Genomic DNA, 21,063 nt, shown 5'->3' with positions numbered 1-21,063 from the left:
GTTGCGCGGCTGGCGCAAAGAGATATCAGCATGCCCCAGTTGCGGCAGCCCGTCGAGCCGGCTCCATCAAGGAAGGCCGGCATTGCGCCACCGCCCCGCCGCTGAAAGGTGGGCACCTTCCAGGGCGCCGGGGTACGTACTTTTATATATATAAAAATGATTAAATATTATTTTCTTATATATATGAATAATGAAAGAATCCAGTCCAGGCTAGTTTCTTTCGTGGTGCGACCCCTATGAAGCCCTTTTTCCGACTCTTCGCCGCCGCTGCGCTGGCTGCCGGCGCCGCCTTTGGCGCCCAGGCCGCGGCACCCTTGCTCACACCAGCAGAGCTGAACGATCTGCGCACGTCGCCGACCGTGCGTATTGTCGACATCCGCTCGGCGGCTGACTATTCGGCCAACCACATCCCGGGGGCAGTCTCCGCCCCGTACGCGCAGTGGCGCGGGCCGGCCGATAGTCCCGGCCAATTGCCCCCCACCGACAAGCTGGCCGATCTGGTCCGCAATCTGGGCATCGACAAGAACGTGCATACGGTCGTCGTGTCCACCGGGGCCGACCAGACCGATTTCGGCGCTGCCGCGCGGGTGTACTGGACCCTGAAATATCTGGGGCTGTCCGAGCTGTCGATCCTGAACGGCGGCGCCAAGGCCTGGGCCGATGCCGGGCTGCCGCAGGACCAGGCGGTTCCCTCGGTCGCCGCCACCAGCTTCCAGCCGGCGCTCAACACATCGTTGATCGCTACGCAAGAACATGTGCTGGCCCAGATCGACAACCCGCGGGTACAACTGGTGGACGCTCGGCCGTCCAATTTCTTCCGCGGCGAAGTGAAGGCGCCTACAGCCAAGGTGCCTGGCACGATTCGTTCGGCGCTCAACCTTGAACACAGCAAATGGTTCAAGCCCGGCACCGCTATCTTCGTTTCCGCGGAAGAAGCCAAGGCCATCGCCGCGCAATCGCTGCCCGATCCGGCCGACGAGACCATTTCGTTCTGCAACACCGGGCATTGGGCCGCGACCGACTGGTTTGCCCTGTCGGAAGTGGTGGGGCAGAAGAACGTGACGCTTTATCCTGCGTCGCTGGCCGAATGGACGCAGGCGCCGGAGGCGCTGCCCATGGACAACGTGCCCAGCCGTGGGCAGCAGATCCTGAAAAGCCTGAAAGACCTGGTCAGCTGATCCGCTGACGATGGCGGGCGCGCATTGCGCCCCGCCCCGCGCCGTGCGCCTCGCGCCTGCGGCCCGGGGCGTCTTGAATCCTATCCATTATTCCAATACGCGACGACGCAGCACTCTTTCATGACCCGATTCCCGCTAGCGGCCCTGTTGGCCGCCTTTTTTCTGGCCCTGGCCTGGTTCGTATCGCTGCGGCAGGCGGTGCTTTTTCTGGTTGGCATCGGCATGGGCGCCGTGCTTGCCGGCGCGCGCTTCGGCTTCACCACCGGCTGGCGCCGCCTGATCGAGCAGCGCGACCCCAGCGGCGTCATGGCGCAGCTGCTGTTGCTGGCGCTTGCCGCGGCAATGTCCATGCCCCTGCTGGCCATGTTTCCCACCGACCTGGGCGCTGCGCTAGGGCCGCCCAGCGTCAGCCTGTTGATCGGCGCCTTTGTATTCGGCGCAGCCATGCAAGTGGCCGACGGCTGCGGGTCGGGCACTCTGTACAAGGCCGGCATGGGTGTGCCGTTGAACATGGTGATACTGCCCGTCTTCGCGATCGGCAGTTTCCTGGGTTCGGCCCAACTTGACCTGTGGCTGCAGCTGGGCGCGACGCGCCCGGTGGGCCTGGTGGCCAGTTTCGGTCCGTGGCAGGCCTTTGGCCTGACGCTGGCCGGACTATTGTTGCTGGGGCTCGCCGCCCGCGCCTGGGCAGGCAAGGGCGCCAAGTGGTTCAGCCGCCGCCTGCTCATCGGCGCCATCCTGCTGGCCGTGCTGGCGATGCTGAATCTGCTGATCGCCGGCCAGCCGTGGGGCGTGGTTTACGGCTTCGGTTTATGGGCCGCGAAGGTCGCGACCGCGGCGGGTCTGTTCGACGCGGGCGCCAATCCCTTCTGGAGCCAGCCGGTCAACATGTCGAACCTGTCGCAGTCCGTGTTCCTGGACGTGACTTCCATCACAAATATCGGGATTCTCGCGGGCGCGCTGTTCATTACCGCCAGGAAGTCAGCCTCGCCGGACGAGCGCACACCGCTGACAACCCGGCAATGGGTAGTCGGCATCATCGCGGGCTTTCTGCTGGGATACAGCTCGCGCCTTGCATTCGGCTGCAATATCGGCGCGATGGTCAGTGGCATTTCCACCGGCAGCCTGCACGGCTGGATCTGGGTGCCGGTGGCGTTCTGCGGGTCCCTGATCGGTGTGCGCATCCGCCGCCATTACGCATTTTGACCGGAGCCTGCATCATGACGAAAAAAGTATCGTGGCTGGCCGTGGGGTTCTGGCTGGCGCTGGCCGCCTTCTTCAGTTGGGACTGGGCCGTGTCCGACCCCGTGAATGTGCGCCACGAGCCGCCGCTGATCGCGGCGGGATCGGGCCAGGCGCCCGTAGGCGGACACTGCGCCTCGACGTTCTAGCGCCGTGCGCGGCCCGGGGTACCTGCAACGGGCCCCGCGCGGCCGTTATCCGCACTGCGCCGCTATGGCACCCGGGTCGCTCACGTAGCGGTTGCTGTTGCCCTGTATCGCTTGGATCTTGCGGTCGCGCACGCGCTCTTGCTCGGTAACGGGGTAGGTGCGCGCCCACACGCAATACAGGCGCCGTTCCTGTGCGCTGAGATTCAGGCGGTAGGTTTCCACCATGTAGAAGGTCGCGCGCGCAATTGCGCCGCGTGCGCGCTGCGGCGGCTGCGCCCGGCGCCCCTTGAAGTCCACCACCATCTGGCATTGCCCGTACATACGCGGCTGGTTGTCCCACACGGTGTAGCGGAAGTTGCTGCGGTCGTTGTTGAGTTCGCCGATGGCCGGGACCAGGTTGTGCAGATCGCCTTCGGCCTTGCGAAAGGCCGCATCGGTGGCGCTGCAGTGCTTGCGTCCCCCGCGCTGCCAGCATTGCCGCTGGTGGCCGATGGCCCAGGCCGGAACGATGTGCTCCCATTCCACGCGCCGCGCGCGGCTGGCATCTTTGCGTATGGTGTAGCCGCACGCGCGCAGGTCGATAGATTTGCCGCGATAGGGGCAGCCGCAATAGAACGTCGAGCCGGATGAGCCATGGACGCGCGGCAGGACTTGCTTGGCATGCTGATAGTCGCGATGACCCGTTGCCGAAGCGCGGGTTACCAGTTCGGCGGCGGCTTGGCTGGGCGGCGGGAATGCGGCAAACGTTGCGGAAAACAATAGTACGGCCAACTTCATAGGCCGGCAGTGTACCGGACGCGCCCGCGCGCGCCGCCTTGCCGCGTCAGCCGCGCCGAGCGGCCTCGATGGCGGCGATGTCGATCTTGGTCATGTCCATCATGGCCAGGAACGCGCGCCGGGCGGCCGCGCGGTCGGGGTCTTTGATGGCGTCCAGCAGCACGCGGGGCGCAATCTGCCACGATATGCCCCATTTGTCCTGACACCACCCGCAGGCGTTCTCGCGTCCGCCATTGCCCACTATGGCGTTCCACAGACGATCGGTCTCGGCCTGGTCTTCGGTAGACACCAGGAACGAGAACGCTTCGTTATGGCTGACGCCCGGCCCACCGTTCAACCCCAGGCATGGCGTACCCATGACCGTGAACTCGACGGTCAGCACGTCGCCTTCGCGTCCGGCCGGATAGTCGGCCGGCGCATGCAGGACCGCGTCTACGCTGCTGTGGGGAAAGGTCGCGGCGTAGAAGGTCGCGGCGTCCAGCGCCGCGCCGTCGTACCACAGGCAGATCGTGTTTTTGCTGGGCATGGTGATCTCCAGTACGTGTGGATGAACGCGCCGCTTCCCCCAGGTGCGCGTTTACTTTGCTTTCACATATTTGTGAATTTCGCCGGCGGCCCCGGTGGTCCATTCGTCGATCAGGGGCTGCAGGCTGGATGGCTGCACGCCCGCTTGCCCCTGCGCCGCGTTGGCCACCTGTTCGCCGGTGCCCCCGCGCACCGCGGCATACAGCAGTTCGTTGGTCACGCTGTCGACCACGCGTGTCTCTATAGCAATGGACGCTTCGCGCGGGCGGCCGCCTTCAAGCGCGGCCTTGGCGCCCGTAAGCACCAGTGCGACGGGAATGTACTGATAGGCCTTGAGCGATTCGGTCTCGGCGCCTACGGCGGTGATCGCGACGCTGACGCGCGCCACGCCCGCCCCGGCATGGTCGGCCAGCCGCACCTGCTCGCCGATTTTCTGGCGCAACGCTTGCTCCACGTTCGCGCGGATCTGTTCCAGCGTCTGGGCGGATACGTCCTGCGTGGGCTGCGGCTGCGGGTAGAACACCACCCGGTCCAGCCACACCGCCTGGTAGCGGTCTGCCGTGAAGTTGGGGTTCAGGTAAGCCAGGCGGGTGCCACCACCGGGAGCCGGAGCCTTGCGCAGCTGGGAGTAATCCGACAAGAAGCCCGATTGCTCGGGCGCCGGCGTGCTGCAGGCCGCCAGCAGGGCCGAGGCGCATACGGCAAGGCCGAGCGTGCGCAGTGTCTTGTTGATTTTCTTCATCGATTGCTCCTAGGGTGGGCGGAAATGAATTGCGGCATCGCTACCCGCGCCTGTGGCGCGGGCAGCGCAGGCAAAGAGCGTACTGCGTCCGCCGCCGGTCAGCAATGGCCGCCGCGGTTGCCGGCGGCTACGCCGGGCAAGCCGGCCACGCAAGCGGCAGTGCGTGCGTACCGACAGTTCTATTACAGCGGCGCCGCAAGGGCTTTTTCTACTTCAACGGCGATTTCCAGCAGTCGCCGGTCATTGTTCGGCGCGCCCATCAACTGATAGCCGATGGGCAATCCGTCCACCGGCAGGGGTAGCGACGCCGCGCACAGGCCAAGGTAGTTGGCGGGCTGGGTGTTCTGCGTCATGCCCAAGGCCAGGCGCAGGCCTTTGTCGGGGTCGGCCAGGTCGGACAAGAGTGGCGGAAAATCGGCGGTGGTGGGGCTGACCCAGGCGTCGTAGCCTGCGAATCGCCGCGCGGCTGACGCGCGGCTCTTGGTGCGCTTGTCTTCCAGCGCCAGGAACTCGTACGCCTTGGCTTCCAGCCCGGATTCGACGCGCCGGGCGATCACCGGATCCATCAGGTCTTTCTGCGCCAGGTAGCGGTCTTTGCCCAGTATGGACAACAATGACGCCGGCATGGATACCGGAAAGTAGCCGGCGCGTTCGGGCGCCTCGGGAACCACGATGTCTTGCAGCAGGCAGCCGTTTTTGCGCAGACGCTCATTGGCGCGATGGAATGCGTCGCCTATCTGCACATCAAGGTTGTCGCCGAAATGGTTGGTGGGCACGCCCAGGCAAAGCCGATCCAGGCGGGGCATGGAAGGCCGGGTGTCGTATTGGTATCCGAACAGTATTGACGAAATCGTGTCGAAGGCCAGCAGGGCGTCTTTGGCTGTGCGCGTGATCAATCCGATGGAATCGACACGCGGGTCCAGCGGAAATGCGCCGTCCGTGGGCCACAGGCCCACCGTAGTCTTGATGCCGAACATACCGTTGAAGGCGGCCGGCACGCGCACCGAACCGCCCGAATCCGTGCCGATGGCCAACGCACACAGGCCGGCGCCCATCGCCACGCCCGAGCCCGAGCTCGATCCGCCCGGGGCGCGCTGTTGCTGCATGTCCGCAGGGTTCCAGGGCGTGCCGCGCGGGCTGGAATGGCCGGTGATGCCCAGGCATAGTTCGACTGCCTTGGTCTGCCCCAGGAACACGCAGCCGGCGCGGCGCAGCGCCTGGATGAATATCGCTTCCGAAGCGCCCAGGATATCGGGCAGCTCCATGTTGGAGCCCACGCGCGGCGCGGGCATGCCGGAAATCACGAACACATCCTTGATGGCGATGGGCACGCCCATCAGCGGCCCCAGGTCGGCGCCCGTCTTGATCAAGGCGTCCATGGCTCGCGCGGTGGCGATGGCGCTGTCGGCGGCCACCGATTCGAACGCGCCCAGCCGGGCATCCAGTTTTTCGATGCGTTCGAGATACGCCCGCGTAACCGCTTCCGAAGTCACCCGCCCCGCACGGAATTCCGCCGCAAACGCCTCCAGGCCCCCCGCCGCGAAAGGATCCACCGGTAAATCGCTCATGATGTCATTCTCCGAAAATAACCTTCCATACTTGCCGGCCGCAGGGCCTAGAGGCCCAGATAGGCCTTTCTGATCATGGGGTGGCCTTCCAGCATCTTCGACGGGCCGTCCAGCACCAGGCGCCCGTTCTCCAGCACATAGGCGCGGTCGCTGCATTGCAGCACCTGCTTGATATTCTGTTCGACCAGCAATACCGGAAACCCCAGGTCCGCGACGCGTCTAATGGTCTGCATGACTTGTTTCACATACAGCGGCGACAGGCCCAGGCTGGGTTCATCCATGATCAGCAGGCGGGGCTCCAGCATCAGCGCGCGGCCGATGGCCACCATTTGCTGCTGGCCGCCCGATAGCGACCCGGCCGGCGAACTGGCGAATTTTTCGACGTCCGGAAACAGCGAGAACACGCGGTCCAGGCTGGCCTTTCTGTTGGCGCGCAGGCGCGGCAGGTATGCCCCCAGCAGGATGTTGTCTTTGACGCTGAGGTTGGGAAACAACTGCCGGCCCATGGGCACGTGCGCCAGGCCGCGCTCGGCCATCTGGTGCGGCGCCAGGCCGGCGATGTCTTCGCCCTTGAACATGATCCGCCCCTTCCAGGGCCGGATCATGCCGGACACGGCGCGCAGGATGGTCGACTTGCCGCTGCCGTTGCCGCCCACCAGGCCAACCAGCTCGTTTTTCCTGATGACGAGCGATACGCCAAAGACCACCTGTAACGCGCCATAACCCAGGTCGATATCTTCGACCGTCAATATGATGTCTTCATCGATCATGTGCTTTCAGTCCGTGCCCAGGTAAGCTTCGATGACATTCTCGTCATGGATGACATCGGTGGCCGCGCCTTCCGCAATCTTGTTTCCGCTGGCCAGCACAATGACGTGATCGGCCAGCTGAATGATGGCTTCCATGATGTGCTCGACCATCACGATGGAAACCCCCGTGGCCGTCAGGGTGCGCAGCAGCGCAATCATTTCTTTCAGGGCCGGAGGGTTCAACCCCGCCATGATCTCGTCCAGGAAGAGAATGCGCGGCTCCAGTGCCAACGCCTTGGCCAGTTCCAGGCGACGCAGGCGGGCCAGGTTCAGGTCGGTGGTGAGCTGGTCGGCCCGATCCGCCAACCCCACGCGTTGCAGCGCAGCCCGCGCCACGCCTTCGGCGTCTTTGCGCCGCGGGTGCTTCAGGAACGCCGCGACCAGTACATTTTCCAGCACGGTCATTTCTTCATAGGGCCGCTCGGTCTGGAACGTGCGGCCCATACCCAGGCGCGTGCGCACGTAGGGCGGCAGGCGCGTCACATCGTGTTCCATGAAAGTGACCGTGCCCGCGGCTACCGGGGCAAACCCGGTAATGGCGTTGAACAGCGTAGATTTGCCGGCGCCATTCGGGCCGATCAGGCCCAGTATCTGCCCCTGGTTCAAGGCCAACGAAACATCGTTGACTGCCACCAGCCCGCCGAACTGCACCTTGATGTTGTCAGCCCTGAGCACGGTTTGCATATTTCTTCCTGGTCAGCTTGTACACATACTCGCCCATGATGCCGCGCGGCAGCAGCAGGATCACCACCAGTATCAGCACCCCATAGACCAGCATATTGGCTTGCGCAAAGGCCGTGCGAAAGACTTCTCCCGATATCACCAACAGCGCGGCGCCCACGGCCGGCCCCCAGATCGTGCCGCGTCCGCCGATGATGACCGTCAGCGCAATCTGCACGGATAACAACAGGTTGAATATGATGTGCGGCTCGATAAACGACAGGAATATCCCGTAGACGCCGCCGCCCAGCGCGGTCAGCATGCCCGACAGCACGAAGGCTTTCAGCTTGACTGCGGTGGGATTGATGCCGGCGGCCATCGCGGCCTCTTCGTTGTCGCGCACGGCCTTGAGCTGGAAGCCGAACCTGCGCCGGGAAATGAACACCACCACGGCCAGCGTGATCGCGGCGTAGGCCAGGGCCAGGTAATACTGCGTGGTCTTGTCGAACAGGTCCACGCCGAAAGGTTCGGGCAAGGTGTCAATGAACACGCCCGAGGCTCCACCGGTAAGCCAGCCTTCGTTGATGGCGACCAGCCGCAGAATTTCGGCAATGGCGATAGTGGACAGCGCGAAGTAGGGGCCGCGCAGCCCGAACGTCAGTCCACCCCATACAAGCGCCATGACTGCGGCCACGCCCATGGCCAGCAGAACGGACCACCAGGGCGCCCAGCCGAACTGCGATGCCCCGATCGCCACGAAATAGGCGCCCAGGCCCACAAAGCTGGCATGTCCCAGGCTGAGCTGGCCCGCCCAGCCGCCAAGAATATTCCACGACGTTGCCCACCCGGTGAACAGCAACACAGAGATCCCGACCGTGATGTAGGCCGAGCCCGTCGCGGGGTAGCAGGCTGCCGCGACGATCAGCGCGGCCAGAATCAATACTTGCTTGCTCATACCCGTTTCACCGTTTTGCCAAAGAGACCTTCGGGCTTGACCAGCAGCACCACCAGGAACGCCACCAGCCCGTAGGCGTCGCGATATGCCGAATCCAGGTAAGAGGCCCCCAGCACCTCGACCACGCCCAGCAGCAGGCCGCCGATGATGGCGGCGCCAATGTTGCCGAGCCCGCCCAGCACGGTGACCACGAAAGCCTTGAGGGTGAACAGCGCGCCCGTGGTGACCGGCGAGGCGAACAGCAGAGGGATCAGCGCCACACCCGCGGTGACGGCGAGCGCCATGCCCAGGCCGAACACGATGGCCTGCATGCGCTTGGTATTGATGCCAACCAGCTCCGCGCCGAGCCGGTTTTCGGCGGTGGCCTTGATGGCGCGTCCGATCTCGGTACGGTTCAGCAGCAGATACAGGCTGGCGATAACCGCGACGGTGGCCAGGCCAGCCAACAACAGCACGATGGAAATGCGGATATTGCCCAGTGCCAGCGTACTTGCGGCGTACGCAACGTTGACCGATTTCGGCTCGCCGCCGAACGTCAGCAGCAGCAGGTTGGCAATCACCAGGGAAATGCCCAGGGTGGCCAGCATCATGGTTTCGGGCTTGGCGTCGATCACGCGGGTCAGCACCAGTTTCTGCATCAGCGCGCCCACGATGAACCCCAAGGGAATGGCCGGGACCAGCGTCAGGTAGGGGTCCCACCCGAACAGGCCGTTGAGCAGCACCGCGAAATACATGCCCAGCACCACAAAATCGCCGTGGGCAAAGTTGATCGTGCGCATGACGCCGAACACCAGGGTCAGGCCCACGCCTATCAGGGCGTACACGGCCCCGATCAGCACCCCGTTAGAGAGGTTCTGAACAAACGAAACATAATCCATCTAGCGGCCCTTGCGCCGGCCGGCTGCCGCCGGCCGCCGTGTTGAATGCGATAGAGCATCGGCAGCCATGGCCACATGCGGCCGCAACGCGGCAGGTGGCCATGGCTGCGGAATAGCCCGCCTTCAGTTCGACAGTTTGGCTTTCTGCGAAGCCAGGTTGTCGGGGTACACCGTGACGTGCTTGCCGTCCTGGATCTGGATGATGACGCTCTTGATCGGATTCTGGCCCTTGAAGCCGTCGTAATCCTTGAACGTCACGTCGGTGACGGGCGTCTTGAGGTCGGTGCCGGCAAGAGCATCGCGCACTTTTTCGCGGTCGGTCGATTTGGCGCGGCGCAGGGCGTCGGCCGCGACCGTCAGCGCCAGGTAACCCTCGGCCTCGTAGAAAGAAGGTTCTTCCTTGGCCTTGGCCTTCAGGCGCTCATAGAGTTCGGGCGTGCCTTCGTACTTGACGTCCGGGCTCCAGCTTACGGCCGACACGATGTTTTCCGATTGCGGGCCCACCTGCTGGATGAAGCTGATCATGGACGAGGCCGTATCGATGGCCACCACCTGGGCATTCAGGCCCACTTCCTTGATTTGCCGGGCAATGGCGATGCCGTCATCGGCATACGAGCTCGTCAGCAGAATGTCGGGCTCGTCGGCGCGAAACTTGTTCAGTATCGGCCGGAAGTCCGTCGTGCCCTGGTCATAGGCCTGCTTGCCCACGATTTCATAGCCCCGCTTTTCCGCCTGGCGCGCGCCTTCTTCGCTGACCGAAGTGGGCCACGCCCCATTGTCGTGCATGATGGCGATCTTCTTCAGGTCGCCGTTACTCTTGCGCAAATAGTCGAAGTAATCGAAATACACATTCGCCACGATGGTGGAATTGTGCTTGGCCCGGAACACCCAGGGCGACCCGGGCTTGGTGATCGAATCGTCGGCGCTGCCCAGCACGATCAGCGGGATCTTCTGGCGTGAGGCCAGCTTGGACATGGGGCCGGTGATCCCCGAGGCATACGACCCTATGATCAGCGGCACGCCTTGCTTGTTCAGCGATTCCACCGCCGCCAGGGCGCTCTGTGCGTCGGAGCGGTCGTCCTGGACGATCAGTTCGAGCTTTTGGCCGTTGATGCCGCCGTTGGCATTGATTTCTTCCAGGGCCACCTGCATGCCCGTGTTGTACCGCTGCCCGAAAGCCGCGAAGTTGCCTGACAAACTATTAATGACGCCAACCTTGACCTGCGCAAGCGCGGGCATCGAAAGCGCGGACGCGCACACGACGGCCGCCAGACTGCCTTTTATGAATCTGTTGTGAGCTTTCATGGTTTTCCCCTAAAGAAAATTTCAACTGCACAAACACTGCGTGGAGCGGCAATTCACTTTCTTCGGCTTCCGATGGCGCGCAAGCGGTGGCGGTACGGAAAGCACCCTGGCGATTGTCAGGGTCGTAGCTAGGGCAACCAGTATATAGACAGTTGTATGCGGAAGCGTATACAGAATTCGGCATCGTGTTCACAATGCGGACAGCTCGAACCATACGCATGTGGTGGCTCGGCCAGATGTCAACCGCACGAAACAGAAAAGCCCGCTGGATGACAAATCCAGCGGGCTTTTTCTTGGGAATTTTGGTGGAGCGGAGGAGGATCGAACTCCCGACCTTCGCATTGCGAACGCGACGCTCTCCCAGCTGAGCTACCGCCCCAATCGAGCGCGGAACTATAGCATATTCTGCAAAAGCCCCGCAAACGAATATGGCGCAAACCGGCCGCGCGCCGGATGTGCCCGGTTCAGCCCGCCAGGTCCAGGGTAGCCACCACCGGAGTATGGTCCGATGGCTGCTCGTTCGATCGCGGAGCCTTGTCGATGACGCACGATACGCAGCGCTGGGCAAGGGGGGCGGACAACAGGATGTGGTCGATGCGCAAGCCCGCGTTGCGGCGGAACGCAAACTGGCGGTAGTCCCACCAGCTGAACGATTTTTCGGGCTGCTCGAACATCCGGAACGAATCGGTGAGCCCCAGGTCGAGCAGGGCGCGAAACGCCGCGCGTTCGGGTTCGGACACGAGTACCTGGCCTTCCCACTTGGCCGGGTTGTGCACATCTTCGTCGGCCGGCGCCACGTTGTAGTCGCCCAGTATGGCCAGGCGCGGATACGCCTGCAGCTCTTCGCCCAGCCAGCGATGCAAATGCTGGAACCAGTCGAGCTTGTAGGCGTATTTGTCGCTGCCGACCGCCTGGCCGTTGGGGCAGTACACGCAGACGATGCGCACGTCGCCGGCCGGCGAGGGCAGGGTAATGGCCAGCAGGCGTTGTTGCGGGTCGTCCATTCCCGGGATGTTGCGCACCATGGCCGAGCCCGGTTCGCGCGTCAGGATGGCGACGCCGTTATAGGTTTTCTGGCCGGCCCAGGCGGCGTGGTAACCCATCTGCGTGAAAGCGTCGAGCGGGAAGTTCTCGTCGGTGAGTTTCAGCTCTTGCAGGCACAGCGCATCCACGGGATTGGCGGCGAGCCAGTCCAGTACTTGGGGCAGGCGTACTTTGAGCGAATTGATGTTCCAGGTGGCAAGTTTCATGCGTTTGTGGGGGTATGGCCGGCGTCTTCAGTGTGGCCCCGATGATACCGCGTAGCGCCGGCCACGCCGGCCCCGATGGCCTGTTTGCGCAGCAGGCCGGCAAATGCGCGGCCCGCCCGGTTTTGCGGCACGGCGGGGTTCAGGAGCAGGCCCGGCGTGCGCATGGGCGTGGGGTTTTCCATGGGGATGACTCGCAACGCGGCATTGGGCGTGATGGCGCTGGGCGCGACGATGGCGGCAACGGGCACGCGGGCCACCATGCCCAGCATGGCCGCGATGGTGTTGGTTTCGGCCACGACGCTGGGTTCGGCGCCCGAGGCCGCAAAGCACTCGTTGAGCAGCCTGCGCGTCGAGAAACTGGCCGGCAGCAGCACCATGGGTTCGCGATGCAGTTCGATCATGCGGATGCGCTTGCGGTTGGCCAGGGGATGCGCATCGGACACCACCAGCACCAGTTCTTCATTGAACAGCGGCTCGAACCGCAGCGTGCTGTTGGATTCGGGCCGGTAGGCCACGCCCAGGTCGAGTTCGCGCGCCTCGAGCCGCGCGGCAATGGTGTCGGCGGCCAGTTCTTCGATGACGAGCTGCACGGTGGGATGGTGCCGCAGAAGCGTCGCCATGCACTCGGGAATGAAGCTCTGGTTGAAGGTGTGGGTGGTGCCGACGCGCAATTCGCCGGTGATCGAGGCGGCGCTTTGCTTGAGCTGCCCCAGGCCCTGGTCGATTTCGCGCAGGGCGCGCGTGGCGTAGTCCAGGAAGATCTCGCCGGCGGCCGTGATCACCACCCGTTTGCCGACGCGGTCGAACAGGCGCTGGCCGATTTCTTCTTCGAGCTGGCGGATCTGGTGCGACAGGGTGGACTGCGTGACGTGCACGCGTTCGGCGGCGCGCGTGAAGTTCAGCGACCCCGCCAGGGCGATGAAGTACCGCAGGTGCCGGAGTTCCATTGCCCGCCCCAAATGATCGATGGCATCAATGATATGTGAAGAAATTAATCATTTCCATCATTTGTCAGTGCTGGCTAGTCTTGCAGCTATATCGAATCTGCGGGGGAGCGGGCATGGGCAAGGTACTGGAAGGCATCGTGGTCGTGGAGCAGGGCACTTTCATTACGGGGCCCGCCGCCGGCATGTTGCTGGCGGACCTGGGCGCTGACGTGATCAAGGTGGAACAGCCCGGCACCGGCGATCCGTTCCGTGCCTTCAAGGGCGGCCTGTACAGCCCGCATTTTCAGACTTACAACCGCAACAAGCGCAGCATAGAACTGGATGCGCGCGATCCCGACGACGCCGGGGTGTTCGATGCGCTGATCCGGCGCGCCGATGTGTATATCCAGAACTTCCGGCCCGGCACGGCCGAGCGCCTGGGCGCCGGTGAAGCGCGGCTGCGGGAATTGAACCCCCGTCTGGTGTACTGCGCCATCAGCGGCTTCGGGCAAAGCGGCCCGGCCGCCGGACGGCCGGCCTACGACACGGTGGCGCAGGCGGCCAGCGGGTTTCTCAACCTGCTGGTCAATCCGGCCAACCCGCGCGTGGTCGGGCCTGCCATTGCCGATGCGCTTACCGGCTTCTATGCCGCATACGGCGTGCTGGGCGCGCTGGTGGAGCGCGCCCGCACGGGCCTGGGCAAGCGGGTGGATGTGTCCATGCTTGAAGCCATGTGCCATTTCAACCTGGACGCTTTCACGCACTTATTCTCGGAGGGCGATGTGATGGGTCCCTATAGCCGTCCCAGCGTGTCGCAGTCGTACACGTTGCGGTGCGCCGATGGAAAATGGATCGCGCTGCACATGTCTTCGCCCGAAAAGTTCTGGCGGGCGCTGGCCGAAGCGATAGAGCAGCCGGATATTTTCAAGGATCCGCGTTTTGCCACCCGCGAGGGCCGTATTGCACACCAGGAAGCGCTTATCGAATTGCTGGGCGGAATTTTCGCGAACCGCACGCGCCAGGCCTGGTGCCAGCGCCTGGCGGCACTGGACGTGCCGCATGCGCCGATGTACGACACCCGCGAAGCGCTGCAGGACCCGCAGGCGCGGCACCTGCAGATCGAGATAGAGGGCGTGCATCCGAAGCGCGGGCCATGGAAGACAGTGCGCTCTCCCGTGTCGTTCGACGGCCTGCTGCCCACACAGGTGATGCCGCCACCCGAACTGGGCGAGCATAACGATGAAATCCGGGCGACATTGCAGGCTGGCCGGACGCGGCAGCCGGGCGCCTCACTCTGACAAGGACGCATCATGAAAATCGGCAAGGAAACCGTACCCCGCACATCGATCTGCACGTCCGACGAACACACGATCGTGGTGCGCGGCGCGGATCTGTGCCAGGACCTGATCGGCAAGATGGCGTTCGGGGATTACTTCTACCTGCTGGTGACGGGGCGGCGTGCCGACGCGCCGGCCAGCGCGGTGTTGAACGCCACCTTGGTGGCCATTGCCGAGCATGGTCTGGTGCCCAGCGTGCAAGCCAGCCGCATGACGCTGGCGGCTGCGCCCGATGCCCTGCAAGGGGCAGTCGCAGCCGGCATTCTGGGCTGCGGCTCGGTGATCCTGGGCGCGGCGGAAACCGCCGGCCAGCTGTTCCGCGCGATCGAGACGCGCGCCGGGCAGGGCGGCGACATGGTCGCCGCCGCGCGCGCGGTGGTTACCGAATACCGCCGTGCAGGGCGCGCGATTCCCGGTTATGGCCACCCCTTGCACAAGACGCGCGATCCGCGTGTGGCCCGTCTGTTCGAAGTCGCCCGCGAAAGCGGGGCCGGCATGCAGTACGTGGCCATTGCCGAGGCGGTGGAACACGTGATTCCCGGCATCGTGGGCAAAGACCTGAGGCTGAATGTGTCTGCAGCGATTCCGGCCGTGCTGCTGGGGGTGGGCTTTCCATTGCAGGCTTTGAAGGGCGTGCCGATTCTGGCGCGCGCCGCCGGGCTGATCGCCCACCTGACCGAAGAACAGGAAGCTCCCATCGGGTTTGCCCTGTCGTACCAGGCTACGCGGCAAGTGCAGTACCAAGGCGAAGTACCCCCGGGTTTCGGGCAGGCGCGGCCATAGCGACGCCAGCCGGCGCGCTTATACATACCAACAACAGGAGGAGAGACCATGACAACAGTTACCCCGCAGTACCCGCAGGCGCGGTTGCGCCGTGGCCTGCTCGGCGCCATGCTGGCCGCGGCGCTGGGCGTGGCAGGCCTGCCGGCGCAGGCGGCCGCTTACCCGGACCGCCCGGTGCGCATGGTGGTGCCGTTCGGCCCCGGCACGACCACCGACACCATCAGCCGCATCATCGCCGAGGCTCTGGCCAAGCCCCTGGGCCAGCAAGTGGTGGTCGAGAACAAGGCCGGGGGCGGCGGCACCATCGGCACGGCGCAGGTGGCGCGGGCCGCTCCGGATGGCTATACGCTGGTAATGGGCACGGTAGGCACGCATGCCATCAACCAGGCGCTGTACAAGAACCCCGGATACGACCCTGTGAAGGATTTTGCGCCGGTGGCCTTCGTGGGCCAGACGCCCACTTTCCTGGTGACGGGCACGGGGTCGGGAATCCAGACGCTGAAAGAGCTGGCTGCCGCCTCGGCCAAGTCGCCCGGCGTCGCGTTCGCATCGGCCGGCAGCGGCACGTCGGGCCATCTGGCCGGTGAACTGCTCAAGGCCCGGCTGGGCGGCGAAATGCTGCACGTGCCTTACAAAGAAGGCGGCATGGCCGTGTCGGATGTGATGTCGGGCCAGGTGCAGTTCATGTTTTACCATCCGGCGGCGGTCATGCCGCACATCCAGGCCGGCAAGTTGCGCGCCCTGGGCGTGTCCAGCGTGCGGCGCAGCGCCGCGGCGCCGGACGTGCCCAGCATCGCCGAGCAAACCGGCAGCGATTTTGACCTGGTGGCCTGGTTCATGCTCTATGCCCCTTCCGCCACGCCCGAGCCGGTGCTGGCGACCCTGCGCAAGGCGGCGCAGGATGCGCTGGGCGATCCCGCCGTGCTCAAGCGACTGGCCAGCCAGGGCGTGGAGCAGGGCGGCGAATCCACCCGCAATCTCGCCAGCTTCCAGCAGGCAGAAATGGGCAAGTGGTCAGACCTGGTGCGCCGCTCGGGAGCGATGGTTAACTGATGCGGTGAATCAGGCGCGTGCTCGCGCCTTGCCGTGATGAAGGTGTCTGACACCCTGCGGGAGTCAGACACCTGGTTCGCGTGGTTCGGCTGTACGGGGGCGGTTGTGAAGGTGTCTGACTCCCGTAGGGTGTCAGACACCATGCCGCGTACGCACAGCGCCGCCTATTTCAGCGTGGAGATGAACGCTTCCGTGCGCGGGTCGCGCGGGTGGCTGAAGAGGTCGGCCGACGGACCGGACTCGACGACGCGCCCGTCCTGCAGGAACACCGCTTCGCGCGATATCGCGGCGGCCAGGCGCAGGTCGTGCGTGGCCATCAGCATCGTCATGCCTTCGCTGGCCAGCTGCTTGAGCACATCAACGACCTCGGCTGCCAGGCCGGGGTCGAGCGCCGAAGTCGGCTCGTCGCACAGCAGTACGCGCGGCGACGGCGCCAGTGCGCGTGCGATGGCCACGCGCTGCTGCTGCCCGCCAGACAGATTCAGCGGCCATGCGTCGGCCTTGGCCTGCATGCCCACCTTGGCCAGCAGCTCGAGCGCACGCTCGCGTGCCCGTGCTCTGGGCCACTTCTGCACAGTGACCAGGCCTTCCATTACGTTATCGACAACCGTCTGGTGCGGAAACAGCTGGAAGTTCTGGAACACCATGCCCGTCTGCATGCGTACGCGCTGCACCGCGTCGCGCGACAGCTTATGGCGTGCATCGAAGCGCACCGTTTCATCGCCCAGCCGCAAGGTGCCCGCATCGGGCGTTTCAAGCAGGTTCACGCAGCGCAGCAGCGTGCTCTTGCCGCTGCCCGAAGGCCCTATCAACGCCGTCACCGTGCCTTCGGCAATGGTGACGTCGACTTTGTCCAGAACCTGGTGGCTGCCGAAGAATTTGTCGATCTGCGTCAGCGCGATCATCGGTTTCTCTCGGAAAATACCGCGTGCTGGCCGAAGCGGCGCTCGAGTCGCGTTTGCGCAGCCGACAGCACCGAGCAGAACACCAGGTAGATCAGCGCGGCTTCGGTGTACAGGATCAGCGGCTCGTACGTCACCGCGGCGATGCGCTGCGCCGCCTGGAATATCTCGGGCACGGTCAGTACGGCGGCCAGCGATGTGTCTTTGACCAGCGAGATGAACGAATTCGACAGCGGCGGCACCGCCACCCGGGCCGCCTGCGGCAGCACGGTGCGCCGCAGCGCCTGCCCGCGAGTCATGCTCAGCGAGTAGGCGGCTTCCCACTGGCCTTTGGAAATCGACTCGATGGCGCCGCGTATCACCTCGGAGTTATACGCGCCCACATTCAGCGTAAAGCCGATCAGCGCCGCCGGCAGCGGGTCCAGCACGATGCCGACACTGGGCAGGCCGTAGAAAATCACGAACAGCTGCACCAGCAGCGGCGTGCCCCGTATCAGCCACACATAAAAGCGCACCAGCGCCACCAACGGCGCCGGCCCGAACAGCCGGATCAGGGCGACCACGAAAGCCAGCACCAGGCCGCCGGCAAACGACAACAAGGTCAGCGGAACCGTGAACTTCAGCCCCGCCTGCAGCAAGGGCCAGAATGAATCGAGCATCAACTGCAGCCAGGCGGGCACGGTGGCGATGTTTCCTTGTTATCGAGTCGAAGGACTGGTGCGGGCGGCGATTACTGCGCCGACAGGTCGGTGCCGAAATACTTGACCGATATATTCTTGTACGTGCCGTCGGCCTTGATGTCGGCCAGCGCCTTGTTGATGGCGGCCCGCAGTTCCGGGTTGCCCTGGCGGATCAGTACGCCCGATTCGCTGAATTCGGCGCTTTTGTCGCTATCAACTACTTTGACCTTGGCGCCCGGCTTGTGCTTCTTGAAGTCCAGGAATGACAGATTGTCGTTGATGGTGGCGTCAACGCGTCCGGAAGTCAGCAGGTCGATGCTTTCATTGAAACCCTGCACCGCAACCACCTGGGCGCCGTATTTCTGGGCCAGCTTGCCGAAGTTGCTCGTCAGCGTATTGGCCGAACGCTTGCCCTTCAGGTCGTTGAAGCTCTTGATGTCGTTGTTGTCTTCGCGCACGATCAGCACCGCTTGCGAAGCAATGTACGGATCCGAAAAATCGTACTTGGCTTTACGCGCTTCGGTAATGCCGACCTGGTTGATGACGGCGTCGTAGCGCTTGACGTCCAGGCCCGCGATCAGGCCGTCCCACTTGCCCTCTACGAATTCGGCTTTCACGCCCAGGCGCTCGGCGATGGCGCGGCCGATCTCGACGTCGAAACCGGTCAGCGCGCCGGAAGCATCGTGGTAGGTGAAAGGGGCGTAGGTGCCTTCGGTGCCGATCTTGATGACGCCGGCGGACTTGATGGCGGCCAGATCGTCCGCGGCCTGGGCGCCGACGGCGACGCTGAGTTGCAGCAGGCCGGCCAGCAGGATGGAACGTAGCGGTTTCATGTGGGTGCTCCAGTGAGTGTCGTCATTCGAGCGGGGGCGGCCTTGTGAGCTGCCCACGCTATTGAGAAAGCACTGTAACAAGCCGCCTATTTTTCCACAAAGCATGAAGAATCTTAAGAATATTGCTTTTGGAAATATGGCAGACAGAGGCAAGCCGCGCGCCGCAGGCGCCTGCCTTCAACGCGCGCGCAGCAGCCGCAAGCCGTTGGCCACCACGAGCAGGCTGGCGCCCACGTCGGCAAACACGGCCATCCACAGGGTGGCGTGGCCGGTTACGGCCAGCGCCAGGAACACTGCCTTGATGCCCAGCGCGAGCGCGATGTTCTGGGTCAGGATGCGGTGCGTGGCCCGCGACAGCCGTACAAAGTGCGCGATCTTGCGCAGGTCGTCGTCCATGAGCGCTACGTCGGCGGTTTCGATCGCGGCGCCGGTGCCCGCGGCGCCCATGGCAAAGCCGATGTCGGCGCGCGCCAGCGCGGGGGCGTCGTTGATGCCATCGCCCACCATGCCGACTTTGCCGCTCTTGCCCAGCTTTGCCTGCACCGCTTGCAGTTTGTCCTCGGGCAGCAGCTCGCCATGCGCTTCGTCGATGCCGGCCTGCGCAGCGATGGCCTCGGCCGTGCGCGCGTTGTCGCCGGTCAGCATCATGGTGCGCACACCGAGCTGGTGCAGAGCGGCCACGGCCTCGGCGCTGCCGGGCTTGAGCGTGTCGGCCACTGCCGCCACGGCAAGCACCCGCGTGCCGTCGGTCAGGGCAATGGCGGTCTGGCCCTGTTCTTCGTACGCCTGCATGCGGGCCTGAAGGTCACTGGTTGCCACGCCCAGCTCGCGCATCAGCCGCAGGTTGCCCAAGTGCAGTGTGGTGGGGCCGATGCGGCCGCGCACGCCGCGCCCGGGCAAGGCAGCGAAGTCCTGCACGTCGAGCAGCGGTTGAGGAGTGGCCGCCGCCGCATGGGCCTGCGCCACGGCCCTGGATACCGGGTGGTCCGAACGGGAAGCCAGGCTCGCCGCCATCAGGGCGGCCGGGTGTTGCGCGTGTTCGCCAAGAACCTGTAGCTCGGTGCATACCGGTTTGCCATGCGTCAGCGTGCCGGTCTTGTCCAGCGCCAGCCAGTCGAGCTTGCGGCCGTCTTCCAGGTACACGCCGCCCTTGATCAAGATGCCGCGGCGCGCCGCGGCGGTCAGGCCGCTGACGATGCTGACGGGCGTAGAAATGACCAATGCGCAGGGGCAGGCGATGATCAACAGCGCCAGGGCGCGATACACCGCGTCCAGCCAGGGCTGGCCCCACAGCAGGGGCGGCGCCACGGCCACCAGCAATGCCAGCACGACCACAATGGGCGTGTAGATGCGCGAGAAGCGGTCGATGAAGCGCTGTGTGGGCGCACGGGCGCCCTGGGCCTGCTCGACGGCATGGATGATGCGCGCCAGGGTGGTTTCACCGGCCGCGGCGGTCACTCGGTAGTCGAACGATCCGTGCGCATTCACAGTGCCGGCGTACACGGCGTCGCCCACGGTCTTGTCCACGGGCAGGCTTTCGCCGGTAATGGCCGACTGGTCTACGGCCGAGCTGCCTGCGGCGATAGTGCCATCCGCGGCAATGCGTTCGCCGGGCCTGACCCGCACCCAATCGCCATGCCCCAGCTCGGTTACCGGCACTTCGGCCCAGGAGCCGTCGGCCTGGCGCGCCGTGGCCACTTGGGGCGCCAGATCCAGCAGGCTGCGCACCGCGTTGCGCGCGCGGTCCAGCGCGCGGGCTTCGATAAGCTCGGCCACGTTGAACAGGAACATCACCATCGCCGCCTCGGGCCACTGGCCGATCAGCACTGCGCCCGTGACGGCGATGCTCATCAGGGCATTGATGTTGAGGTTGCCGTTGCGCAGCGCGATCCAGCCCTTGCGGTATGTGCCCAGCCCGCACGCCAGGATGGACGCGATGGCCAGGATGGCCGGCAATGCCCAGGGCAGCGCCGCGAAATGGGCAGCCTCGGACAGCGCGGCCAGCACACCGGCCGCGGCCAGCATGTAGCGCGCCCGCCTGGGGGCCGTGGCGGGCGGGGGAAGGGCGGCGTCTGCGTCTTCGGCCATGACTTCAGGCGTCATGTCCAGCGACCGGATGGCTTGCAGTACCGCATCGAGCGTGCCTTCGCCATGCACTACGGTCAGCACCCGCTGCATCAGGTTGAAGTGCATGTCTTCCACGCCCGGAAGCTGCGCCAGTTTTTTGCGGATCAACGTTTCTTCGGTGGGGCAGTCCATCTGTCCGATGCGCAGCCGCGCCAGTCGCTGCCCAGGCCCCGCGCGCAGGAGCGCGGGGCCCGCGGGCGGCGATGCGTGGCAGTGGTCGTGCCCGTGCGAGGCATCGTGGCCGTGGTGTTCTTGCGCGTGGTCATGCACGCAGCAGGCAGCCTTATCGGAAGAAGAGGACGGCATCGGTGGAGTCGGGCCTTGGTCGGATGAACCCACATTCCACACCCTGGAGTTACTATAGGGTCAAGCGCGTCCGGTTTT

General features: G+C 64.7%; 21 protein-coding genes and 1 tRNA gene. 6 read left to right on the top strand and 16 right to left on the bottom strand.

All coding sequences use genetic code 11. The features are described 5' to 3' along the window. The first annotated feature begins 236 nt into the window (after positions 1–236). The 3 genes from CAL18_RS09555 to CAL18_RS19680 all read left to right on the top strand — a co-directional run bounded on the left by CAL18_RS09555 (position 237) and on the right by CAL18_RS19680 (position 2,569). Positions 237–1,178, top strand: a complete 942-nt coding sequence (locus CAL18_RS09555; RefSeq protein ID WP_094817745.1) for a sulfurtransferase — start codon at positions 237–239, stop codon at positions 1,176–1,178. A gap of 120 nt (positions 1,179–1,298) precedes the next feature. After that, complete coding sequence (locus CAL18_RS09550) at positions 1,299–2,384, top strand: YeeE/YedE family protein (protein ID WP_094817744.1); 1,086 nt, start codon at positions 1,299–1,301, stop codon at positions 2,382–2,384. Between the two features lie 14 nt (positions 2,385–2,398). Further along, positions 2,399–2,569, top strand: coding sequence for a hypothetical protein (locus tag CAL18_RS19680; protein ID WP_170940311.1), 171 nt, complete (start codon positions 2,399–2,401; stop codon positions 2,567–2,569). Positions 2,570–2,614: 45 nt separating this feature from the next. On the opposite strand, the gene CAL18_RS09545 is transcribed toward CAL18_RS19680, so the two are convergent. From CAL18_RS09545 to CAL18_RS09490, 12 genes are all read right to left on the bottom strand, one after another. Beyond that, the gene (locus CAL18_RS09545) at positions 2,615–3,346 is read right to left on the bottom strand and encodes an endonuclease (RefSeq protein WP_026638156.1); all 732 of its coding nucleotides are present in this window, start codon (positions 3,344–3,346) and stop codon (positions 2,615–2,617) included. Positions 3,347–3,392: 46 nt separating this feature from the next. Further along, a complete protein-coding gene (locus CAL18_RS09540; RefSeq protein WP_026638155.1) occupies positions 3,393–3,872 on the bottom strand; it encodes a VOC family protein in 480 nt (159 codons plus the stop codon). A 51-nt stretch (positions 3,873–3,923) separates the two neighbouring features. Then, the gene (locus tag CAL18_RS09535) at positions 3,924–4,613 is read right to left on the bottom strand and encodes a DUF3313 domain-containing protein (protein ID WP_094817743.1); all 690 of its coding nucleotides are present in this window, start codon (positions 4,611–4,613) and stop codon (positions 3,924–3,926) included. 182 nt (positions 4,614–4,795) lie between these two features. Further along, positions 4,796–6,181, bottom strand: a complete 1,386-nt coding sequence (locus CAL18_RS09530) for an amidase (RefSeq protein WP_094796363.1) — start codon at positions 6,179–6,181, stop codon at positions 4,796–4,798. 47 nt (positions 6,182–6,228) lie between these two features. After that, a complete protein-coding gene (locus CAL18_RS09525) occupies positions 6,229–6,951 on the bottom strand; it encodes an ABC transporter ATP-binding protein (protein WP_026638153.1) in 723 nt (240 codons plus the stop codon). 6 nt (positions 6,952–6,957) lie between these two features. Then, entirely contained in the window at positions 6,958–7,674 is a 717-nt protein-coding gene (locus CAL18_RS09520) for an ABC transporter ATP-binding protein (RefSeq protein WP_026638152.1), read from the bottom strand. After that, the gene (locus CAL18_RS09515; RefSeq protein WP_094817742.1) at positions 7,652–8,605 is read right to left on the bottom strand and encodes a branched-chain amino acid ABC transporter permease; all 954 of its coding nucleotides are present in this window, start codon (positions 8,603–8,605) and stop codon (positions 7,652–7,654) included. Before CAL18_RS09515 ends, CAL18_RS09520 begins: the two co-directional genes overlap by 23 nt. Then, positions 8,602–9,483, bottom strand: coding sequence for a branched-chain amino acid ABC transporter permease (locus CAL18_RS09510; RefSeq protein WP_026638150.1), 882 nt, complete (start codon positions 9,481–9,483; stop codon positions 8,602–8,604). The genes CAL18_RS09515 and CAL18_RS09510 overlap by 4 nt, the downstream gene beginning before the upstream one ends. Before the next feature lie 123 nt (positions 9,484–9,606). Next, positions 9,607–10,788, bottom strand: a complete 1,182-nt coding sequence (locus CAL18_RS09505) for an ABC transporter substrate-binding protein (RefSeq protein ID WP_094817741.1) — start codon at positions 10,786–10,788, stop codon at positions 9,607–9,609. 303 nt (positions 10,789–11,091) lie between these two features. After that, positions 11,092–11,167 (bottom strand) — tRNA-Ala (locus CAL18_RS09500). Positions 11,168–11,252: 85 nt separating this feature from the next. Next, entirely contained in the window at positions 11,253–12,038 is a 786-nt protein-coding gene (gene xth / locus CAL18_RS09495) for an exodeoxyribonuclease III (RefSeq protein ID WP_026638148.1), read from the bottom strand. Next, on the bottom strand, positions 12,035–12,985 hold the full coding sequence (locus CAL18_RS09490; protein ID WP_094817740.1) for a LysR substrate-binding domain-containing protein: 951 nt from the start codon (positions 12,983–12,985) through the stop codon (positions 12,035–12,037). The genes xth and CAL18_RS09490 overlap by 4 nt, the downstream gene beginning before the upstream one ends. A 113-nt stretch (positions 12,986–13,098) precedes the next feature. Here CAL18_RS09490 and CAL18_RS09485 point away from each other — a divergent pair, with 113 nt between their 5' ends. Genes CAL18_RS09485 through CAL18_RS09475 form a run of 3 tightly spaced genes read left to right on the top strand, consistent with a single transcriptional unit; the run spans position 13,099 to position 16,137 of the window. Further along, a complete protein-coding gene (locus tag CAL18_RS09485) occupies positions 13,099–14,262 on the top strand; it encodes a CaiB/BaiF CoA transferase family protein (RefSeq protein WP_094817739.1) in 1,164 nt (387 codons plus the stop codon). A gap of 12 nt (positions 14,263–14,274) precedes the next feature. After that, positions 14,275–15,084 carry a citryl-CoA lyase gene (locus CAL18_RS09480; RefSeq protein ID WP_094817738.1) on the top strand — a complete coding sequence of 270 codons (810 nt, stop codon included), beginning with the start codon at positions 14,275–14,277 and terminating at the stop codon, positions 15,082–15,084. Between the two features lie 48 nt (positions 15,085–15,132). Beyond that, positions 15,133–16,137 (top strand): Bug family tripartite tricarboxylate transporter substrate binding protein, encoded by a 1,005-nt coding sequence (locus CAL18_RS09475; RefSeq protein ID WP_038851886.1) that lies wholly within the window; start codon positions 15,133–15,135, stop codon positions 16,135–16,137. 164 nt (positions 16,138–16,301) lie between these two features. On the opposite strand, the gene CAL18_RS09470 is transcribed toward CAL18_RS09475, so the two are convergent. The 4 genes from CAL18_RS09470 to CAL18_RS09455 all read right to left on the bottom strand — a co-directional run bounded on the left by CAL18_RS09470 (position 16,302) and on the right by CAL18_RS09455 (position 20,985). Beyond that, on the bottom strand, positions 16,302–17,042 hold the full coding sequence (locus CAL18_RS09470) for an amino acid ABC transporter ATP-binding protein (RefSeq protein ID WP_026638144.1): 741 nt from the start codon (positions 17,040–17,042) through the stop codon (positions 16,302–16,304). Next, positions 17,039–17,719 carry an amino acid ABC transporter permease gene (locus CAL18_RS09465; protein WP_026638143.1) on the bottom strand — a complete coding sequence of 227 codons (681 nt, stop codon included), beginning with the start codon at positions 17,717–17,719 and terminating at the stop codon, positions 17,039–17,041. Before CAL18_RS09465 ends, CAL18_RS09470 begins: the two co-directional genes overlap by 4 nt. A gap of 50 nt (positions 17,720–17,769) precedes the next feature. Further along, positions 17,770–18,552 carry an amino acid ABC transporter substrate-binding protein gene (locus tag CAL18_RS09460; protein ID WP_094796369.1) on the bottom strand — a complete coding sequence of 261 codons (783 nt, stop codon included), beginning with the start codon at positions 18,550–18,552 and terminating at the stop codon, positions 17,770–17,772. Positions 18,553–18,729: 177 nt separating this feature from the next. Beyond that, positions 18,730–20,985 carry a heavy metal translocating P-type ATPase gene (locus CAL18_RS09455; RefSeq protein ID WP_094817737.1) on the bottom strand — a complete coding sequence of 752 codons (2,256 nt, stop codon included), beginning with the start codon at positions 20,983–20,985 and terminating at the stop codon, positions 18,730–18,732. Between the last annotated feature and the right edge of the window lie 78 nt (positions 20,986–21,063).

It is taken from the genome of Bordetella genomosp. 7 (assembly GCF_002261415.1).
Classification (GTDB): Bacteria; Pseudomonadota; Gammaproteobacteria; order Burkholderiales; family Burkholderiaceae_B; genus Bordetella_A.
The sequence above is the reverse complement of the archived record's forward strand: the minus strand, read 5'-3'. Positions and strand labels throughout refer to the sequence as shown.

What these genes read in the sequence shown, in the direction of transcription:
- CAL18_RS09555 (WP_094817745.1), top strand. Translation starts at nt 237, where the DNA reads ATGAAGCCCTTTTTCCGACTCTTCGCCGCCGCTGCGCTGGCTGCCGGC.
- CAL18_RS09550 (WP_094817744.1), top strand. Translation starts at nt 1,299, where the DNA reads ATGACCCGATTCCCGCTAGCGGCCCTGTTGGCCGCCTTTTTTCTGGCC.
- CAL18_RS19680 (WP_170940311.1), top strand. Translation starts at nt 2,399, where the DNA reads ATGACGAAAAAAGTATCGTGGCTGGCCGTGGGGTTCTGGCTGGCGCTG.
- CAL18_RS09545 (WP_026638156.1), bottom strand. Translation starts at nt 3,346, where the DNA reads ATGAAGTTGGCCGTACTATTGTTTTCCGCAACGTTTGCCGCATTCCCG.
- CAL18_RS09540 (WP_026638155.1), bottom strand. Translation starts at nt 3,872, where the DNA reads ATGCCCAGCAAAAACACGATCTGCCTGTGGTACGACGGCGCGGCGCTG.
- CAL18_RS09535 (WP_094817743.1), bottom strand. Translation starts at nt 4,613, where the DNA reads ATGAAGAAAATCAACAAGACACTGCGCACGCTCGGCCTTGCCGTATGC.
- CAL18_RS09530 (WP_094796363.1), bottom strand. Translation starts at nt 6,181, where the DNA reads ATGAGCGATTTACCGGTGGATCCTTTCGCGGCGGGGGGCCTGGAGGCG.
- CAL18_RS09525 (WP_026638153.1), bottom strand. Translation starts at nt 6,951, where the DNA reads ATGATCGATGAAGACATCATATTGACGGTCGAAGATATCGACCTGGGT.
- CAL18_RS09520 (WP_026638152.1), bottom strand. Translation starts at nt 7,674, where the DNA reads ATGCAAACCGTGCTCAGGGCTGACAACATCAAGGTGCAGTTCGGCGGG.
- CAL18_RS09515 (WP_094817742.1), bottom strand. Translation starts at nt 8,605, where the DNA reads ATGAGCAAGCAAGTATTGATTCTGGCCGCGCTGATCGTCGCGGCAGCC.
- CAL18_RS09510 (WP_026638150.1), bottom strand. Translation starts at nt 9,483, where the DNA reads ATGGATTATGTTTCGTTTGTTCAGAACCTCTCTAACGGGGTGCTGATC.
- CAL18_RS09505 (WP_094817741.1), bottom strand. Translation starts at nt 10,788, where the DNA reads ATGAAAGCTCACAACAGATTCATAAAAGGCAGTCTGGCGGCCGTCGTG.
- xth (WP_026638148.1), bottom strand. Translation starts at nt 12,038, where the DNA reads ATGAAACTTGCCACCTGGAACATCAATTCGCTCAAAGTACGCCTGCCC.
- CAL18_RS09490 (WP_094817740.1), bottom strand. Translation starts at nt 12,985, where the DNA reads ATGGAACTCCGGCACCTGCGGTACTTCATCGCCCTGGCGGGGTCGCTG.
- CAL18_RS09485 (WP_094817739.1), top strand. Translation starts at nt 13,099, where the DNA reads ATGGGCAAGGTACTGGAAGGCATCGTGGTCGTGGAGCAGGGCACTTTC.
- CAL18_RS09480 (WP_094817738.1), top strand. Translation starts at nt 14,275, where the DNA reads ATGAAAATCGGCAAGGAAACCGTACCCCGCACATCGATCTGCACGTCC.
- CAL18_RS09475 (WP_038851886.1), top strand. Translation starts at nt 15,133, where the DNA reads ATGACAACAGTTACCCCGCAGTACCCGCAGGCGCGGTTGCGCCGTGGC.
- CAL18_RS09470 (WP_026638144.1), bottom strand. Translation starts at nt 17,042, where the DNA reads ATGATCGCGCTGACGCAGATCGACAAATTCTTCGGCAGCCACCAGGTT.
- CAL18_RS09460 (WP_094796369.1), bottom strand. Translation starts at nt 18,552, where the DNA reads ATGAAACCGCTACGTTCCATCCTGCTGGCCGGCCTGCTGCAACTCAGC.
- CAL18_RS09455 (WP_094817737.1), bottom strand. Translation starts at nt 20,985, where the DNA reads ATGCCGTCCTCTTCTTCCGATAAGGCTGCCTGCTGCGTGCATGACCAC.